General features: G+C 59.6%; 17 protein-coding genes. 3 read left to right on the plus strand and 14 right to left on the minus strand.

Features of this window, described 5'->3' with window-relative positions:
• Nucleotides 1-89: 89 nt before the first annotated feature.
• Genes QEO92_RS19005 through QEO92_RS19035 form a run of 7 tightly spaced genes read right to left on the minus strand, consistent with a single transcriptional unit; the run spans nt 90 to nt 7050 of the window.
• Nucleotides 90-1013, minus strand: a complete 924-nt coding sequence (locus QEO92_RS19005) for a LysR family transcriptional regulator (protein ID WP_227704072.1) — start codon at nt 1011-1013, stop codon at nt 90-92.
• 35 nt (nt 1014-1048) lie between these two features.
• Complete coding sequence (locus QEO92_RS19010; protein ID WP_227704073.1) at nt 1049-1825, minus strand: enoyl-CoA hydratase-related protein; 777 nt, start codon at nt 1823-1825, stop codon at nt 1049-1051.
• Nucleotides 1822-2979, minus strand: coding sequence for a CaiB/BaiF CoA transferase family protein (locus tag QEO92_RS19015; RefSeq protein WP_227704074.1), 1158 nt, complete (start codon nt 2977-2979; stop codon nt 1822-1824). Before QEO92_RS19015 ends, QEO92_RS19010 begins: the two co-directional genes overlap by 4 nt.
• Nucleotides 2976-4334, minus strand: a complete 1359-nt coding sequence (locus QEO92_RS19020) for an FAD-dependent oxidoreductase (RefSeq protein ID WP_227704075.1) — start codon at nt 4332-4334, stop codon at nt 2976-2978. The genes QEO92_RS19015 and QEO92_RS19020 overlap by 4 nt, the downstream gene beginning before the upstream one ends.
• A 42-nt stretch (nt 4335-4376) precedes the next feature.
• Nucleotides 4377-5198 (minus strand): ABC transporter permease, encoded by an 822-nt coding sequence (locus QEO92_RS19025; RefSeq protein WP_037153108.1) that lies wholly within the window; start codon nt 5196-5198, stop codon nt 4377-4379.
• On the minus strand, nt 5195-6010 hold the full coding sequence (locus QEO92_RS19030; RefSeq protein WP_227704076.1) for an ABC transporter ATP-binding protein: 816 nt from the start codon (nt 6008-6010) through the stop codon (nt 5195-5197). The genes QEO92_RS19025 and QEO92_RS19030 overlap by 4 nt, the downstream gene beginning before the upstream one ends.
• Nucleotides 6011-6015: 5 nt before the next feature.
• Nucleotides 6016-7050 carry an ABC transporter substrate-binding protein gene (locus QEO92_RS19035; protein ID WP_037153114.1) on the minus strand — a complete coding sequence of 345 codons (1035 nt, stop codon included), beginning with the start codon at nt 7048-7050 and terminating at the stop codon, nt 6016-6018.
• Nucleotides 7051-7418: 368 nt separating this feature from the next.
• On the opposite strand from QEO92_RS19035, the gene QEO92_RS19040 reads away from it, so the two are divergent.
• Entirely contained in the window at nt 7419-8069 is a 651-nt protein-coding gene (locus QEO92_RS19040) for a glutathione S-transferase family protein (protein ID WP_227704077.1), read from the plus strand.
• Between the two features lie 165 nt (nt 8070-8234).
• The gene (locus tag QEO92_RS19045) at nt 8235-9308 is read left to right on the plus strand and encodes an ornithine cyclodeaminase (RefSeq protein WP_227704078.1); all 1074 of its coding nucleotides are present in this window, start codon (nt 8235-8237) and stop codon (nt 9306-9308) included.
• 69 nt (nt 9309-9377) lie between these two features.
• Here the strand turns inward: QEO92_RS19045 and QEO92_RS19050 are convergent, their stop codons facing one another.
• The 3 genes from QEO92_RS19050 to yghU form a co-directional block, all read right to left on the minus strand.
• Entirely contained in the window at nt 9378-9926 is a 549-nt protein-coding gene (locus QEO92_RS19050; protein WP_037153121.1) for a sigma-70 family RNA polymerase sigma factor, read from the minus strand.
• The gene (locus tag QEO92_RS19055; RefSeq protein WP_227704079.1) at nt 9907-10554 is read right to left on the minus strand and encodes a TetR/AcrR family transcriptional regulator; all 648 of its coding nucleotides are present in this window, start codon (nt 10552-10554) and stop codon (nt 9907-9909) included. The genes QEO92_RS19050 and QEO92_RS19055 overlap by 20 nt, the downstream gene beginning before the upstream one ends.
• A gap of 172 nt (nt 10555-10726) precedes the next feature.
• On the minus strand, nt 10727-11620 hold the full coding sequence (yghU, locus tag QEO92_RS19060) for a glutathione-dependent disulfide-bond oxidoreductase (protein ID WP_227704080.1): 894 nt from the start codon (nt 11618-11620) through the stop codon (nt 10727-10729).
• Between the two features lie 693 nt (nt 11621-12313).
• On the opposite strand from yghU, the gene QEO92_RS19065 reads away from it, so the two are divergent.
• Nucleotides 12314-13543 carry a CaiB/BaiF CoA transferase family protein gene (locus tag QEO92_RS19065; protein ID WP_037153127.1) on the plus strand — a complete coding sequence of 410 codons (1230 nt, stop codon included), beginning with the start codon at nt 12314-12316 and terminating at the stop codon, nt 13541-13543.
• 85 nt (nt 13544-13628) lie between these two features.
• Here QEO92_RS19065 and pqqE read toward each other — a convergent pair whose 3' ends face one another.
• From pqqE to pqqB, 4 genes are read right to left on the minus strand one after another with little or no spacing between them, the layout of a single operon-like run.
• On the minus strand, nt 13629-14732 hold the full coding sequence (gene pqqE / locus QEO92_RS19070; RefSeq protein ID WP_037153130.1) for a pyrroloquinoline quinone biosynthesis protein PqqE: 1104 nt from the start codon (nt 14730-14732) through the stop codon (nt 13629-13631).
• Nucleotides 14729-15025 (minus strand): pyrroloquinoline quinone biosynthesis peptide chaperone PqqD, encoded by a 297-nt coding sequence (gene pqqD / locus QEO92_RS19075; protein ID WP_037153132.1) that lies wholly within the window; start codon nt 15023-15025, stop codon nt 14729-14731. Before pqqD ends, pqqE begins: the two co-directional genes overlap by 4 nt.
• Nucleotides 15025-15780: a pyrroloquinoline-quinone synthase PqqC gene (gene pqqC / locus QEO92_RS19080; protein WP_227704081.1), complete on the minus strand. Its 756-nt coding sequence runs from the start codon at nt 15778-15780 to the stop codon at nt 15025-15027. The genes pqqD and pqqC overlap by 1 nt, the downstream gene beginning before the upstream one ends.
• Nucleotides 15777-16715: a pyrroloquinoline quinone biosynthesis protein PqqB gene (gene pqqB / locus QEO92_RS19085; RefSeq protein WP_227704082.1), complete on the minus strand. Its 939-nt coding sequence runs from the start codon at nt 16713-16715 to the stop codon at nt 15777-15779. Before pqqB ends, pqqC begins: the two co-directional genes overlap by 4 nt.
• Nucleotides 16716-16855: the final 140 nt, after the last annotated feature.

Below are 16855 nucleotides of genomic sequence, written 5' to 3' on the forward strand. Positions count from 1 at the left end.
CGGCCAGCTTTCGCAATAGGCACGCGTCGTCGCAACAAGCTTGCGGCAGCGGTCTCTCTCGACGATGACGCGGTAGGTCCCTTCCGCCGTCACTGTCTGATAACCTCCGTGATCTGTTCCGCAAATTTTTCGAGATCGGTGCTCATGGCCTCTATTACCGCCTCCGTGGCGTGGGTGAGCTGCCTCTGTCGAGGTGCCACAATGCCGACCTCCATATTCTGCAGCCGGGAGCCGGCGATCGGGAGCGCCACCACTTCACCTGCATTCAGTTCCTTCAACAGGCCAAGGGGCGTGAAGAAGGCGACGCCTGCACCCGACAGGATCAGCGGCTTCAGCATCATCTGGTTGTTCGTCGCAACGAAGGTACGCCCGACGCGGTCCAGCGCGGCAAGTTCCACGGCAATCATAGAACTCATCACCTCGTTATCGAGCTGCAGCAGCAACTTGAATTGCGCACATTCCTGCAATGTCACGCTCTTTTGCCGGGCGAGTGGATGGTGACGCGCAACGATTGCCATCAGCGGCATGCGTACACCGTATACGAGCTTGATGTCGTGCGGTCGCGCCAGATCAAAGGTAACGCCGATATCGCAATCGCCATCGGCAACGAAATGAAAGATGTTGTTGAAATTGTCCGCCCGGATGCGGAAGTCGACGGCCGGGTTCTTCTGATGGAAACCCACCACGAATTCCGGCAGGAACTGCACCGTGAGGCTATCGAGACAGGCGATATGCACCCGGCCCGTGCGCTTCCCCTGCAAATCGCCGAGATCGGATTTCATGATCTCGTAGTGCTGCATGGTTTCCTTGGCATGCTTCAGGACCACCTTACCCGCGGCGGTCAGGCGCAGACCATCTGAAAAGCGCTCGAACAATGGAGTGCCGAGTTCGTCTTCAAGCTTGCGGATCTGCCGGCTCACCGCCGAGGTCGCCACGTGCAACTCCTCGGACGCCTTCCGGATGGAGCCGGAGCGTGCGACTTCGATGAAATATTTCAGGATGCTGGCGTGCATGAATGTCCCCCAATATCCCGAAATTCATACCATGCTCATCGGCCTCGCCAAACTGGAGCGCGTTTCTCGCGGAAAGCCGCCACACCTTCCATGGCATCCTCGCTCTGGAGCGCGCGGACGAGTGCCGGGGTGCGCAATCCCTGCGCGTCGGCAGGACTAAGGTGGCCGGTACGGTTCACCGTCTGCTTGATCGCCTTGAGGGAAAGCGGAGCGCAGGCGACGATCTCGTTCACCCACCGGTCCACGGCTGCGTCGAGTTCTTCGTACGGGGCGATCTCGTTGACGATGCCGAACCCATGCATCTCTGCTGCGGTGAACTGTCGACCGGTCAGCATCACCGCCATAGCCTGGTTATGGGCGATTTTCCGCTGCAGCAACACCATCCCCCCGTCGAGCGGCATGCGCCCGACACGAGCTTCCGGCAGACCGAATTTCGCCGTATCCGCCGCGATCACGATGTCACAGCCTAGCACCATCTCGAAGCCGCCTCCGAGCGCATACCCGTTGACGCGGGCGATCACCGGCACGTCGAGCGACCTGCGGAAGGCGAGGCCGCCGAATCCGTTCACCCGGCTTTCTGCCCAGTATTCGAGGCCGGTCTTCGTGCCACTGCCTTTAAGGTCGGCTCCTGTGCAGAAGGCCTTGCTGCCACTGCCGGTCAGCACCACGCAAGAGATGTCGTCGCGAGCTTCGATCTCGGTCCAGATGGCTTCGAGCTCCTGCTCGGTCGCCGCATCCACGGCATTCATCCGCTCCGGACGATCAAGAGTAACGCGCGCCACCCGGTTCTCGACGGAAAATCCGACTGTCATGCCGCGTCTCCACGCTCGGCTTCAAGCGATGCGAGAATCTCGTCATTGTGCTGGCCGAGACCTGGCGGCGGGATGCGAACCGAAACCGGTGCCGCCGACATGTCGATCGGCGAGCCGATCAGGCGGATGGGACCGGCCGCCGTTTCACCGGCCTCCAGGATCATCTTGTTGATGATCGTCTGTTCATCCTCCAATGCCTCGGCAAGGTTGCGGACGGGGGCGCACAGAATATCCACCTCCTCCAGCCGCTTCAGCCAATGGGCGTTGCTGTTCTTCGCGAAATTCTCGCGGAAGATCGCCTGCAGTTCCGGTCGATGCTCCATCTGAGCGTCGAAATCCCTGTACCGCGGCTGCTGGGACAGGTCCTCGATATCGAGCGCGTTGCAGATGTCCTGAAGCGGGTTCTGCTTGAAAGCGCCGACCATGACGATCGCGCCATCCGTGGTGTCGAACACGCCGGTCAGCGGAAAGGCGCCCCAGTTGAGATCCTTTTTGCGCATCATGTGCGCCGCACCTTCCTGCATCTGCATCGCCAGCATGGAATTATAGAGGCTGACGGCCACCTGCTGCCCTTCGCCGGTCTTTTCCCTGTGCAGGAGTGCAAGCAGGATGCCCTGGACGAGATGCATGCCGGCGGAGTAGTCGGCAAGCGGCGTCGCATAGATGGAGGTCGGATGGCTGCTGTCGGACTTGCGCCGCATCACTCCCGAGAGCGCCTGGGCGAGGATATCCTGTCCGCCCTTGTGCTGGTAGGGGCCGGTTAGTCCGAAGCCGGTACCGACCGCATAGATCAGCCGCTTGTTGATCTTCTTCAGATCATCGTAGCCGAAGCCCATCCGTTCCATGACGCCGGGACGGAAGTTGTTGACGACAACGTCCGCGTCGGCGATCAAGGCAAGCACGGCATCGCGCGCTTCCTTGAGTTTAAGGTCCAGAGCCAGGCTCTTCTTGTTGCGGTTTAGCGAGCAGAAGACCGGATTGTTGAGGCCATCCGGGTCCGAACCGAGCGACCAGCGCGACAGGTCGCCGATCTTGGCCTTCTCTATCTTGATGACCTCGGCGCCGTAATCGGCCAGCGTCTGCGTGCAGCAGGGACCGAGCATGACCTGCGTGAAATCGATCACGCGGATGCCGTCGAGTGGGAGAGAGTTCATTCCGCAGCCTCCAGGAATGTTGCATTTTCGGACGGGATGTCGCCGGGATCGGCACCCTGCGCCCGCATCTGTTTCTGGATCGCGCGAATGTCGGCTTTCCGAACGGTGGTTCCGGCATTGAGAGCCACGGCGGCGGCGACGCCGGCGGCCTCGCCCATAGCCATGCAGGGCGGGATTTCGCGACTCGATTTTTGTGCCTGCGGGGTTGCCGAATAGTGACGCCCGGCGACGATGAGCTGATCGACTTCACGCGGCAGCATCGACCGGTAAGGCGTATAATAGTCACGGCCACGGCAGACTGTGTCGGCAAAATGAACGCGGTTCATGACGTCATCCTTCGTCACGACATATTCGCCCTCAAGCAGCCTCGTCTGGCGCACACCTGTCTGCGGCGCGAAATCCACCACATAGGCCTTCTCGAATCCCGGCATCTTTTCGCGAGCGAAATCGAGCAGCCGTCCGATGCGGGCGCGGCCTTCGAGTTCCGCCTTGGTCAGGTCCTCTGTCTTGAGGCCGGAGAGGTTCGGCATATGCGGGCAGTTGAGCCAGACAATGCCCGGCAGCGGGGTCTTCAGCCACCAGAAGGACCAGCAACCACCGATCAGGCGCTTGGCCTCGTGATCGATCGTCTTGAACGCTTCCGGTTCCTCGAATTCGAAGCGCTCGGCGGCATCCGTATCGACGCCGCCCCAACGGGAGACGGTCGTCAGGATGAAGTTTGATTCCACATGCGAGGCGCCGGCCGACGCCGCGACGTCGAGGTCGCCGGTCGTGTCGATGACGATATCGCCGAGGATCGCTTCCATGCCCGACTTGGTCTGGCAAATGACGCCCTTGATGGTCTTGCCTTCCATGATCGCGGACGAGAACCAGCTATGGGTTCGAAGCTTTACGCCGGCTTCCGTCAGCACATCATAGGAGGCGCGCTTGAAGCCGTCCGGGTCGAAGGCGGCGGAAAAGCAGATCGGGTGCGGCATGGACTGGGTGTGGAAGTCGAAGAGGCCCCAACGCGCCCAGCGTCGCCAGGCTTCCGGTGTCTCGCGGATGTCGAGTTCGCGATCGCGACCGGTCGGCGTGACGCAGAGGTCCCATTTCTTCATCCGCTCGATCATCTCCATGCAGATGCCCTGCACGGTGACCTCAAGTCCGTTGATCATATCGTCAAGCACCAGCACCATGCCGCCGGCGGCAAGTCCGCCGACATAGGGGTAGCGTTCGAGCAGCGTCACCTTGGCGCCGTTGCGGGCTGCGGAAGCCGCCGCGGAAATGCCCGCGGGTCCCCCGCCGACGACCACCACATCGGAACGGTCGACCACTGCGACGTCGCGCGCCGCCTGAAGAATTGTCTGTTGCATTGGTTCAAACTCCCAGGGAACCGGATCAGAGGACGGTCGGGTTTAATGCGAGCCGGCCGGCTTCCAGCGGATCATCCGGGCCTCGATCACCGAGACGATGAAGAAGAGGACGACCGCAAGGGCCGCGGCGATCACGACGGTCGCGTAGAGCAGCGGTGAGCGGAAATTATAGGTGGCCTCGATGATGACCGCCCCAAGCCCGAAGCTGGAGCCGATCCATTCGGCGACGATCGCTCCCATGACGCTGCTGGTCGCGGCGATCTTCAGAGCCGCAAACAGGAACGGCATGGAACTCGGCAGCCGCACTTTCCAGAGGATTTCGCTGTTGCTGGCCGAAAGCACTCGCATCAGGTCGAGCATGGCCGGGCTTGCGGATTTCAGGCCCTGCACCATGTTGACGAGCGTCGGGAAGAAGCAGATCAGCCCGGCGATGATGATTTTCGGCGCAAGTCCGTTGCCGAAGATCAACACGAGGATGGGCGCCAGCGCGATGATCGGGATCGCCTTGATGAAGACCGCGATCGGATAGAAGGCCTTTTCCGCCATCGAGCTGTGTACGAACCAGATCGCCAGTAGGATCGCGACGAGATTGCCGAAGAAGAAGCCGAGCACCGCTTCGAGCAGTGTCGGCAACATGTTCGTCCAGAGAATTCCGGCATTCTGCTGGAAAGCGTAGGCGACATCGATCGGGCTCGGTGCCATGAAGGTCGGGATCTTGAAGAACCAGACAACCAACTGCCAGAGAACGATGAGGCCCATGGCTGCGGAAATCGCCGGCATGTGCCTGGCGAACACGCCAGCCGTGGCGTCGAGAAGCGCGATCTTGCGCTCCGTATCGACCCGGGATGAGACGACCTGGCTCATAGGCATTCCTCCAGGAGGCCACGTAGATGTGCGGTGACCTTGATGAACTCCACCGTGTCGCGCGCTGCGAGCGAACGCGGGAAGGGCAGTTCCACCTTCATGAACTCCTTGACCCGGCCCGGATGCGCCTGAAGCATCAGGACGTTCTGGCCGAGAAAGGCGGCTTCCGGAATGGAATGGGTGACGAACAGGATCGTCGTTCCCGTCTCCTGCCAGACGCGCAGCAATTCCTCGTTCAGCCGGTCGCGGGTGATCTCGTCGAGGGCACCGAACGGTTCGTCCATCAGCAGAATGCGCGGCCGGGTGATGAGCGCACGGGCGATCGCCACGCGCTGCCGCATGCCGCCGGAAAGCTCGTGAGGAAGCGCATTTTCGCGCCCCTTCAGACCGACCATGGCCAGTAGTTCATACGGGTCCGCATGGTCGCCGGTTTGGGCGTGCTTGCCGACTTCCAGTGGCAGCCGCACATTGTCGAGCACGGTTCGCCAGGGCAAGAGGGTCGCATCCTGAAAGACGAAGGCGAAGTCGCGACCTTCACGCGCTTCCTGCGGACTGCGGCCGAACACGGAAATCGATCCGTCGCTGATATGCACGAGATCAGCCACGCATCTCAGAAGCGTCGACTTCCCGCAGCCGGAAGGACCGAGCATCGTGACGAAGGCACCTTCCGGAATCTCCACGGAAACATCGGATAGTGCGGTGAATTCGTTGTTCCTGTCGCCGAACCGGACGAAGAGGTTCCGGATCGAAACCGCCGTGGCGGCTGGCTCGGTGCGTGGAACGTTCGGCTTCAACTGCGCCGCTCCCAACATTGCGATTACCCCACCTGTTTGCGGGCGTCGATGGTTGCTTCGAGGATGGAGAAGTTGACGACATCATCCACCGCCGGCACAGTGCCCTTGAACTGCTTGAGGTCGGCATAGGCCTTGATCTGCGCGGCCCAGTTCTCGCGCGTCATCGTGCCCCAGCCGGCAGCCTTGGTCGTGTCTCCGAAGGAGAAGTCGACGCAGGGGCCTACGGCCCGGAGCTCGCTCGGTTTATCGAGGATCGGGTAGGCCTCACAGAGATATTCCACGGCTTCCTGCTGATTTTCACGGACAAAGCCCCACCCCTTGGCCGCAGCGCGGGTGAAGCGCTCCAGGACGTCGGAATGTTTGTCGATCTGATCGTCGGTCGTGTAATAGACGTTGGCATAAAGCTGCAGGCCGCTGTCCCAAAGCATCATGTCTACGCGGTTATCGCCAAGCACGTCGAGCGCGTTGACGTTGGTGAGCCAGCCGGTGGCCGCATCGGCCTGTCCGGTGATAAGCTGGTTCATGTCCGAGCCCATGTTCACCATCTTCACCTGATCTTCGGCGATGCCGTTCTTGGCGAGCAGGGCGCGCAGCAGGATAAAGGCCGTCGGCTGAGTGGCGATCGTCTTGCCGATCATGTCCTTCGGTTCGCGGATCGGCTTGGTCTTCAGCGAGAAATAAGTGAAGGGATGCTTCTGGTATCCGGACAGGAAGGCCTTGACGGGCATTCCCGCCGATCGCGCCAGCATGACCGAAGGGCTCGACGAGATCTGACCGATCGCAGACTGACCGGAAGCGACGCCGGCCACGCCGTCGACGCTTGGCCCGCCAGGCACGATTTCGAGCTCGACACCCTCCTCTTCGAAAAAGCCTTTCTTTATCGCAGCGACCTCCCCCAGCAAGCCGTTCGAGGCGAGCCAGCCGAGCTGCATCCTGACTTTGGCCGTATCCTTGGCAAGGCCTGCCTTTATACCGATGAAGCTGGATGCTGCAGCAAGGCTGCCGATGGCGGCTGTTTGAGACATGAATCGCCGGCGATTCAGCATGAAATTGGACATAGTGTTCCCCTGTTTTGGATCCGACACCGGAAGTGCCGGCTTGGCTGCGTCCGGTCTCAACTGCCGGATTGAAGGTAGGATGGCGCAATGCCGCGTTCTAATAAAGCACAATATTTCGTATATATGATTGCCGAAAAGGCAACGCCCACCAGAATTGATCAAACTCCGGCAGACCGCTGCCGCAGTTGAATCGCGACGGCACATCAGATGAAATCCGGGGTCGCCAAGGTCTGCTATACGGAAAAGCCTGACGCTCGACAGCCGCTGAACGGATGCCTTGAGCTGCATTTGGATTTATCTCAAGCATGGGGTGTCGGAATCTCGTTTAGCCAGTCGTCTTCAAGATGGACGAGCTATGGAGAACACCAATGACTATTACCATTACCGCCTTTGAACGATCGCCAGATCGCGGCAAGGGTCTGGCGCGTGACATGCGCGTTCGCTGGGCGCTCGAAGAAGTTGACCAGCCTTACGACGTTCGCCTTCTTTCGTTCAAAGCGATGAAGGAACCCGCCCATCTCGCGCTTCATCCTTTCGGCCAGATTCCGACCTATGAAGAAGGCGATCTCGCCCTGTTCGAATCAGGGGCGATCGTATTCCATATCGCGGAGCGCCAGCCGGGCCTGCTGCCGGACGATGCGAATGCCCGGGCACGTGCGATCACATGGATGTTTGCTGCGCTCGACACGGTGGAGCCGCCGATCTTCGATCGCGCCCTCGTCAGGATCCTCGAACGTGACGAGCCCTGGTACGAGCAGCGCCTGCGTGTCCTCGAGGACACCATCCGGAAACGGCTGAGCGGTCTTTCCACCCGCCTTGGCGATGCCGACTGGCTCGATGGCGCATTCAGCGCCGGTGACCTGCTGATGGTGACGGTGCTGCGCAGGTTGCAGGGATCGGGCATGCTGGAAGAATATCCGAACCTCGCAGCGTACGTCGCCCGCGGCGAAGCGCGTCCCGCTTACAAGCGTGCTTTCGATGCTCAGTTGGCGGTTTTCACCGCCGCATCGACCGGCTGATATAGATCCGCTCCGGGCTCGAAGCCGGGTCTTTCGCCCAGTTTATGAGGCCCGCTCCCTGGCAACTCGCAAAGCAATGGCCTTGCGCGGAGCAGCCTACGCGATTGGCACGTCAGGCCATTCGTGGCAACTTGTCACCCAAGGAAAGTTGCCAAGGAGCCGACGATGCCAGCCCTACCCACCCTGAATATCGTACCGTTCATCAGCGTCGAGAACATGATGGACCTTGTGCTGAATATCGGGATCGAGACATTCCTCGATGAATTGGCGGCCTATATCGAAGCTGATTTCCGCCGCTGGGAAGTCTTCGACAAGGTGCCGCGCATTGCCTCCCATTCACGCGAGGGCGTAATCGAGCTGATGCCGACCAGCGACGGTACGCTTTATGGGTTCAAGTATGTCAACGGCCATCCGAAGAACACGCGCACCGGCCGACAGACCGTGACGGCATTCGGTGTTCTCTCCGATGTCGATAGCGGCTATCCCCTCCTCATCTCGGAAATGACCATCCTGACAGCGCTGCGCACGGCAGCGACCTCGGCAATGGCCGCCAAATATCTTGCTCCGGAAAACGCCAACTGCATGGCGATTATCGGCAATGGCGCGCAAAGCGAATTCCAGGCGATCGCCTTCAAGGCGCTGCTCGGCATAAGAAGGTTGCGCCTCTATGACATCGACCCGAATGCCACGAAACGCTGCGCCAAGAACCTGCGAAACTTGGGATTCGAAATCCAAGCCTGTCGATCGTCTGAAGAGGCGGTCGAAGGCGCCCATGTCATCACGACGGCAACGGCCGACAAGCAGTGCGCCACCATCCTGACCGACAACATGGTCGGCCCCGGTGTTCACATCAATGCCGTCGGCGGTGATTGCCCGGGCAAGACCGAACTCCACCGGGACATTCTCCTGCGTTCGGATATCTTCGTCGAATATCCGCCGCAGACCCGCATCGAAGGGGAAATCCAGCAGATGCCGGCGGATCATCCGGTCACCGAACTCTGGCAGGTCATCGCCGGCCTTGCACCCGGCCGGAAGAACGGCGCGCAGGTGACGCTTTTTGACAGTGTCGGCTTTGCGATCGAAGACTTTTCGGCACTGCGCTATGTCCGCGACAAGCTCTCCGGCACCAATCTCTATGAAAATCTCGACCTGCTCGCCGATCCGGACGAGCCGCGCGACCTCTTCGGCATGCTCCTGCGCAGAAAAGCTCTGACCGCCACATCTCGGAAACCCGCATGAACCGAAGCAATTCTTCTCCGCGGGCATCCTGCGCGAGAAGCGCAATCAGATCGCCGGTCTTCACGTTACTCAGTCGGAGTATAGTGCGGCCAAAGCCTTCAAAGCTCTATGCAAGGAGACTCGCACCGCCACCTCGGTCATTTTCAGACGGTCAGCGGTTTCGCGCACGCTCGATCCTTCAATCGAGATTGATTGCACTATTGTTCGTTGTGGATCCTTCAACCGGTCCAGCACCCGTTCTATGTCGATGCGATCCGAGGTGTTAACGCGCTCATCGCTCTCGAGCGTTGCAATGACATCTTCCAGCGGGACGCTGGCCTGTCGTCCACGTCTGCGCATGCTATCGACAAGCTTGTTGTGCACGATTGCGGAAATCCATGGCCCGAGCGGCCGGGATGGATCCCACGTCCCTCGCTTCAGATGGATCGCCAACAGCACTTCCTGAACCACGTCCTCGGCCTCACTTGTCGGTGCGCCAAACTGTTCGCAACGCTTCCGCGCCATCATGCGCAGGTGTGGCGTGAGGGCAGTCAGCAGTTTTTGATAAGCACGGCTGTCGCCCGCGATTGCCAACCGCATCCAGGCGGCCCATTCCATTTCACGCGCCTGATTTCTCATCCGACATGTCCTTCTTCGGCGCGGCATATGGCTTGTCGTCTTTCACGTCGGGTTCGAGCAACGCGAAGATAGGTTTGATCAGACCTTCCATGAGGTCCCTCTCTGGCCGTGTTCGTGCGAGCACCCGAATCCCAAGAAGGGTGCACAAAAGTGTGCGGGCCATGTCGGTTGCAGTCTGGTAGCGGCTGATCGTTCCATCTTCCTGTCCTGCCTGGAGACAACGCCTGAAGAAAGCCTCCACTTGCAGCAACACGTCGGCGACCACGCGCTGAGACTCTTCATCGTGAGGCGCAACCTCGAGAGCCGAATTGACCAGCATGCATCCTTTCCGCCTCGTGTCGCTTAGTGAGCGGTCGATAATTTCGACAAAGAACGCATGAATAGCTTCACGTGGCGGTTTCTTTTCGAAACGCCCGACCCGATCGACAAAACTCTGCTTCACGTAAAATTCCAGAGCCTTGCGATAAACGGTCCGTTTGTCGCCGAACGCATTGTAGATGCTGGCCGTGGTCAATCCCATCACTTGCGCCAGATCGCGGATCGAAGTTGCCTCGTATCCATGGTCCCAGAAGTGCTCGACGGCCAGCAAAAGCACCTTTTCATCATCGAATTCTCTCGGTCTGGCCATCTTTATCTCTCATGTTGCCGCTCGCGTTACCTTGCTGACGACAGCGGTGGCAACAAGCAGCAATCCTGGGGAGCGCTTCACTCTGCCGAGCGCGGAAGGCGGGTTTCGTTGCCCGCCTTCGCGACAATGTCAGCGATGACAGATTTAAGCTCTCCTCATCACCAAGAAGAGCTCACCCCTTATTTTCCTCGGTTCTTCCCGCTGACAATTTATCCTGGGTCTTGGTATTGAAGTCCTCGGCATCGTGACGCTCGTGCAATTGCTCGGAGAGGTCGCCGGAGAGGCGATTCACCATACGGCCACGCTTGACGGCCGGGCGGCTCAGGAGGAGATCGGCCCAGCGCAGCACATTTTTATAGTCTTGAACCGACAGGAATTCGGCCGCACCGTATTGCCAGCCCTTGACCAAGCCTCCGTACCAGGGCAGCACGGCGATATCGGCAATGGTATATTCACTGCCACCTAAATATTCGCTTTCGGCCAGACGGCGATCGAGGACGTCGAGTTGACGCTTGACCTCCATGGCAAAGCGATCGATCGCGTATTCGATCTTGACGGGCGCATAGGCATAGAAATGACCAAAGCCGCCGCCGAGATATGGTGCACTCCCCATCTGCCAGAATAGCCAGGACAAGCACTCCGCGCGAGCCGGCTGCTCTGTCGGAAGAAGTGCCCCGAACTTCTCGGCAAGATAGACGAGGATGGAACCGGACTCGAACACCCGCACCGGCTTTGGCCCGGACCGATCCAGCAATGCCGGAATCTTGGAGTTCGGATTGACCTTCACGAAACCGCTGCCGAACTGGTCGCCCTCGCCGATCTTGATCAGCCAGGCGTCGTATTCGGCGCCGGCGTGGCCGAGCGCAAGCAGCTCTTCCAGCATGATCGTGATCTTCTGTCCGTTCGGCGTGCCAAGCGAATAAAGCTGCAGCGGATGCCGGCCTACCGGCAATTCCTTTTCATGGGTCGGTCCGGCAATCGGCCGATTGATGTTGGCGAACGCGCCGCCGCTTGGCTTGTTCCAGGTCCAGACTTTCGGGGGAACGTATTCGGGGGAATCTGTCATTTTTGTCTCCTGAATTATCCCGCGACCTTTGTGGGGCCGGGAAATGGTGGATGGGAAGAGAGCGCACTTGGTTTGCTCGTCGTTGACATGTTTGAACGGGCGATCCTTGCCGACTTCGCGGGGCGCGAGCCGCGGCTGATCGCGCGTCGATGACCTCAAACAGTCGTTTCAGATGGGGGTTGTCGTGCAAGCGGTCATCGTGAAGCTCCGTTCTGGATGGCTCATATATTTGGGGGTGCTGGTACACTCTTTGCGCCGAAGGAGAACGCATCTGGCGCTGGATCATCAGGGCCGATCGCTTCATTCCTCGGCGAAGCTGGCATATAGTTTCTTGATTTTTGTCTTACAAAAGAGCCACTCCACTGAGGGGAACCGCGCGAGAACTCCGTGTAGACATAGCGCAATCCCACTCCAGCGCATGACAGCATTCCCTCACTTTGTCGTCTCCCGCCTTACTAGCATCGCTTGGCGGCACGAGCGTCGCATTTTAACTCGATCGTTCTACAATGCAGTCCTGTTTGAATGTTGGCAACATACAATTCGATCGACAGTCTCAGCAAAAAAAGGCCTGCTGCTGTAACGAACCGTATCATGCAGCCGTAGTGGCTTTGTCGGACCTCACCCGGCAGTGGGCTGCCGGACTAACCGCCGCTGCCTGTCCGTTGGTTCAGTAACTTGCAGTGGAAATCGTAAATGACGACATCGAGCGATCAGAAGCCGGCCTGCCTTCAAGGCCTGCGCATCCTGGACATGTCGCGTATTCTTGCAGGGCCGACGGCAACGCAACTCCTGGCCGACCTCGGTGCGGATGTGATCAAGGTGGAGCGACCTGGCCTCGGTGATGATACGCGTAGTTGGGGGCCGCCCTTTGTGGCGAACGCCGATGGCAGCGAAAGTGATCTGAGCGCCTATTTCCTCTCGGCCAACCGCAACAAGAGATCGATAGCGATCGACCTTGCGACGGACGATGGCGTCGCTTTGGTCAAGCGACTAGCCGCAATTTCCGATGTCGTTATCGAAAATTACAAGCCGGGCGACCTGGCGCGACGCGGTGTTGGTTACGACGATGTCCGCAAGATCAAGCCGGATATCGTCTGGTGCGCAATTTCCGGATTCGGGCAGAGCGGCCCCTACTCCGATCGAACCGGCTACGATTTCCTGATCCAGGCAATGGGCGGCATCATGAGCATAACCGGCGAAAGTGATGCTGCTGGCGGGAAGCCGGTCAAGGTTGGTCTCGGTATCGCCGATGTCATGTGCGGCATGTACGCAACAGTCGGCATCCTCGCAGCACTTCGCCATCGTGACCACACCGGGGAAGGTCAATACATCGATCTCGCGCTTTACGACACACAGGTCGCCTGGCTCATCAACGCTGCGACGAATTACCTGGCTTCAGACAAGGTGCCGGGCCGGATCGGTAACCGGCATCCGAACATCGCACCCTACCAAACCTTTGCGACAGCAAAGGGCGAGATCGCCATTGCGGTCGGCAACGATCAGCAATTCGCCAGATTTGCCGCAGTCATTGGCTCGCCGGCGCTTGCCCAGGATGAACGTTTCCACCGCAATCGCGATCGAGTGATGAACATTGATGCCCTTGATGCGCAGGTGACCGAGGCGCTGCGCAATGACACGGCGGAAAATTGGGAGCGGCGTCTCATAGCAGCGGGGATTCCCGCCGGACGTGTCGCAACGATCGGTCAGGTCCTTTCTGATCCGCACACGATCGCACGCGACATGGTAATACGCATGCCCACAGATGATGGCCAATTGCTAGGGCTTCTAGGCAACCCATTGAAGATGTCCGCCACGCCCGTCAGGTTCCACCGCGCGCCGCCTCATTTGGATCAGCACCGCGAGGACGTTCTTCGCGAGATCGTAGCTATCGAGGACGCCCAAAGAAGTGATGGCACCAGATGATCCACTCCCCCGTCCCTTGAGGTAGAAGAGCTGGCAATACCACAGCGCTCGCCTCTGCTACCAAGACAAAAGCCCAGATCGGCGGTTACGCCCGTCCGATGCGGCGGTACCGAAAATCGTCTGCGTTGGAGGAAGGGAGTGAGTTGGCCTCCCCGATCAGTATCGCCATACGGTTATGGAGGGGAGATTTGACACAGGCAGGATCGGTCGCGGCCGCATCGCCCGCAATCGCCATGGCCTGACACCGGCAGCCGCCCCAGTCGATCTCTCGCCGGTCGCAGCTTTTGCAGGGTTCCAGCATCCAGTCGTCGCCGCGGAAAGCATTAAAAGCCAGAGAATTGAGCCAGATATCCGTCAGGCTTCGTTCTCCGAACCGCTCGAAATGCAGGGTCGGGATGGTTGCTGCCGCGTGGCATGGAAGGACCGTGCCATCCGGCGTAACCATGAATGCATCGCGTGCCCAGCCGCCCATACAGGGTTTCGGATAGACCGCAAAATAATCGGGCGCGACGAAATCAATGGCCAGAATTCCCTGCAACCGCGACTGAGCCTCCTCGACGATCTCGACCTGACGTTCCACCGCCTCGCGGTCGGGCATGAGGGTATTGCGGTTCAGGAGAGCCCAGCCTGCATATTGCACATTGGCGATCTCCAACCGCTGCGCGCCAAGGGAAAGCGCGAGATCGATGAAAGCCGGTACTTCCTCTATATTGTGCCGGTGGATGGGCGCATTGATCGTAAGCGGCAGGCCGAGTTCCACGACCCGCCTTGCTGTTTCGAGTTTCTTCTCATGCGCGCCGCGGTTGTTGCCGATCTTCTCTGTCGTCGAAGCATTGGCGCCCTGGATGCTCAACTGCACGTGATCGAGACCGGCGTCACATAACCTCTCAATTCGCCCTTCGGCGATGCCGACACCGGCGGTGATGAGATTGGTATAGACACCGCGCCGTGCCAGACAGCTTACGAACTGTTCGAGATCCGGCCTGAGCGTCGGCTCGCCCCCGGACAGATGGATCTGCAGGACCCCGAGGTCGGCCGCCTCTTCAAAGAGAGCAAGCCATGCGTCCGTCGAAAGCTCCTTGTCGGCCTTCAACAGTTCGAGCGGGTTGGAACAGTAGACGCATTGCAGGGGACAGCGATGCGTCAGCTCAGCCAGCATGCCGATCGGAGGCAGAGGTGCATCACTCATAGCGTCACCAGAAATCTGTCGGACCATTCCTGCAGGAACTGTTCGACATCGGGTGCGATATCTTCGCGAGCTGCATCATACTGGCCGGCGAGCTCGTCGACGATTTGCGAAACCGTGCGCTGGCCGTCGCACAGCCTGAGTATATCAAGGCTGACCTCATCCGGCCAGAAAACCCTTTCCGGCGAAAGCAGCGCCCAGGCACCGCGAACCGGATCATACTGCAGCCTTACATAGCGCTTCAGGCGAGGTCTCGCTTCTCCGGACAGAATGACACGCTGACGGCGGGCCTCCATCAGATCGCCTCCGGCACGAAGGCGCCCGGCGGAATACTGCCGCCACCTCCATAGGCGTAGTCCAGGGCATCCAGCATCGCCCACAAGATATCGCATTTGAAGACAAGGGCATTGATGACGGTCTGCTGCTTTTCCGGGTCGGTCGCGTGCTGCAGGACATAGGCGAGCGCGAAATCGGAATCCCGCGGTGCCTGCGTCAGCCTCGGCATGAAATAGGCGAGCGTATCTTCGGTTACGTAGCTGTACTTCGCCAGCATGGCCGGAACGCGCTCGCCGATGATCACCGGAGAAAACAACTCCGTCAACGACGACGCCACGGCTTCCAGCAGACTGCGATTGGTACAGAAAGACAGATACGCTCCAACAGCGAAGCGAGTGGCGGGCAGGGCAAATCGCTCGCTCTTCACTGTCTCTTCGTCGAGCCCCAGCCCGGTCGCCAGCTTGATCCACCGGGCGATGCCGCCATTCCAGCCATTCGTTCCGTCGTGATCTTCGATCCTGCGGCGCCATTCGACGCGAAATTCCGGGTCTTCCGCCCGGGCGATGATCGTCGCATCCTTGCGCGGGATCATCGCCTGATAGCAGTACCGGTTGAGCGCCCATGCCTGAAGCTCGGCCTTGGTCAGGGCGCCCGCCGTCATCCTGTGATGGTAGGGATGCCTGTTGTGGTATCGCTCAGCCCCGATCTGACGAAGTACCTCTTCGAGCGCGGCCGGCGTCAATCCATTGCGCGCCGCGTCTGCAAAATCGCTCATAGGCCGATCTCCATCCCGTCATAGCCGATCTCCCAGCCTCCTGCCCTCACGGCTGCCGCTTCGGGGGAATTTTCGCCGAGGATCGGATTGGTATTGTTGATGTGAACATAGATGCGGCGCTCCGGTGCAACATCGGCAAGCAGAGCCATGGACCCTTCAGGACCGCCGATGTGCAGGTGTCCCATGCGCCGGCCGGTTTTGGCGCCGACGCCGGCGCTCAACATCTCGTCATCGGTGTAGACCGTGCCGTCGAAAAGCAGACATGTCGCAGCGGCAATTCTTTCTTTCAGATCGGCGTCGACAGCTGCACAGCCAGGGACATATAACGCCGAGGACTCACGACCCTCCTGCCAAATGCGAACTCCCACAGTGTCGCCCTCCTGCGTGCCGAAACCCTCTTCCGCCTTGTCGGCATCCTCCAAAAACAGAGCCACCTTACCGAGAACCGGAAACGCCTCGACCACGATGGATGTCGGCTTGCCCTGCCAATCCGCAATCGGCGTCGGGATATTCAGCAGAAGTTCGCGGCGCTCGACCAGTTCACTGTCGAGAACATTGAAAATACTGTTTTCCGCGAGTAGGCGTAGAACCCGCGCGGTTGCATAAATGACGAAGCGATGCCGCTCACGCAGGCTCAAGAGTCCGGCAATGTGATCGACGTCCGCATTCGTCAGGATAACGGCTTGGATAGGCGAAGCACGCAGGGGGCCATCTTCCCTCGGCTGCAGCTCGGGAATTGCCGCAATTTGCTCGCGAATATCCGGGGATGCATTGAAGAGAACCCAGTTTTTGCCATCAGCAGAGACACCCAGACTCGATTGCGTCCGCGGTCGAAAACCGTCTTCGCCATTACGGACAGAACGGCTCAGCCGGTAGTTGCAGTTCCACTGGGGAAATCCCCCTCCCGCCGCGGAGCCGAGAATCTTCAGCCGCATGTGACAATGCTTCCTTCCGACGGCAGCCGCTCCATGCGTGAACGCCACATGGAGCGGTAAATGCTCTTACTTCTTGGCTTTGAGGTCGGCGGAATAATAGCGTGACATTTCCATTCCGACAGCGACCGTGCACATTGTCG

The organism is Neorhizobium petrolearium (assembly GCF_029854435.1).
Taxonomy (GTDB): domain Bacteria; phylum Pseudomonadota; class Alphaproteobacteria; order Rhizobiales; family Rhizobiaceae; genus Neorhizobium; species Neorhizobium petrolearium.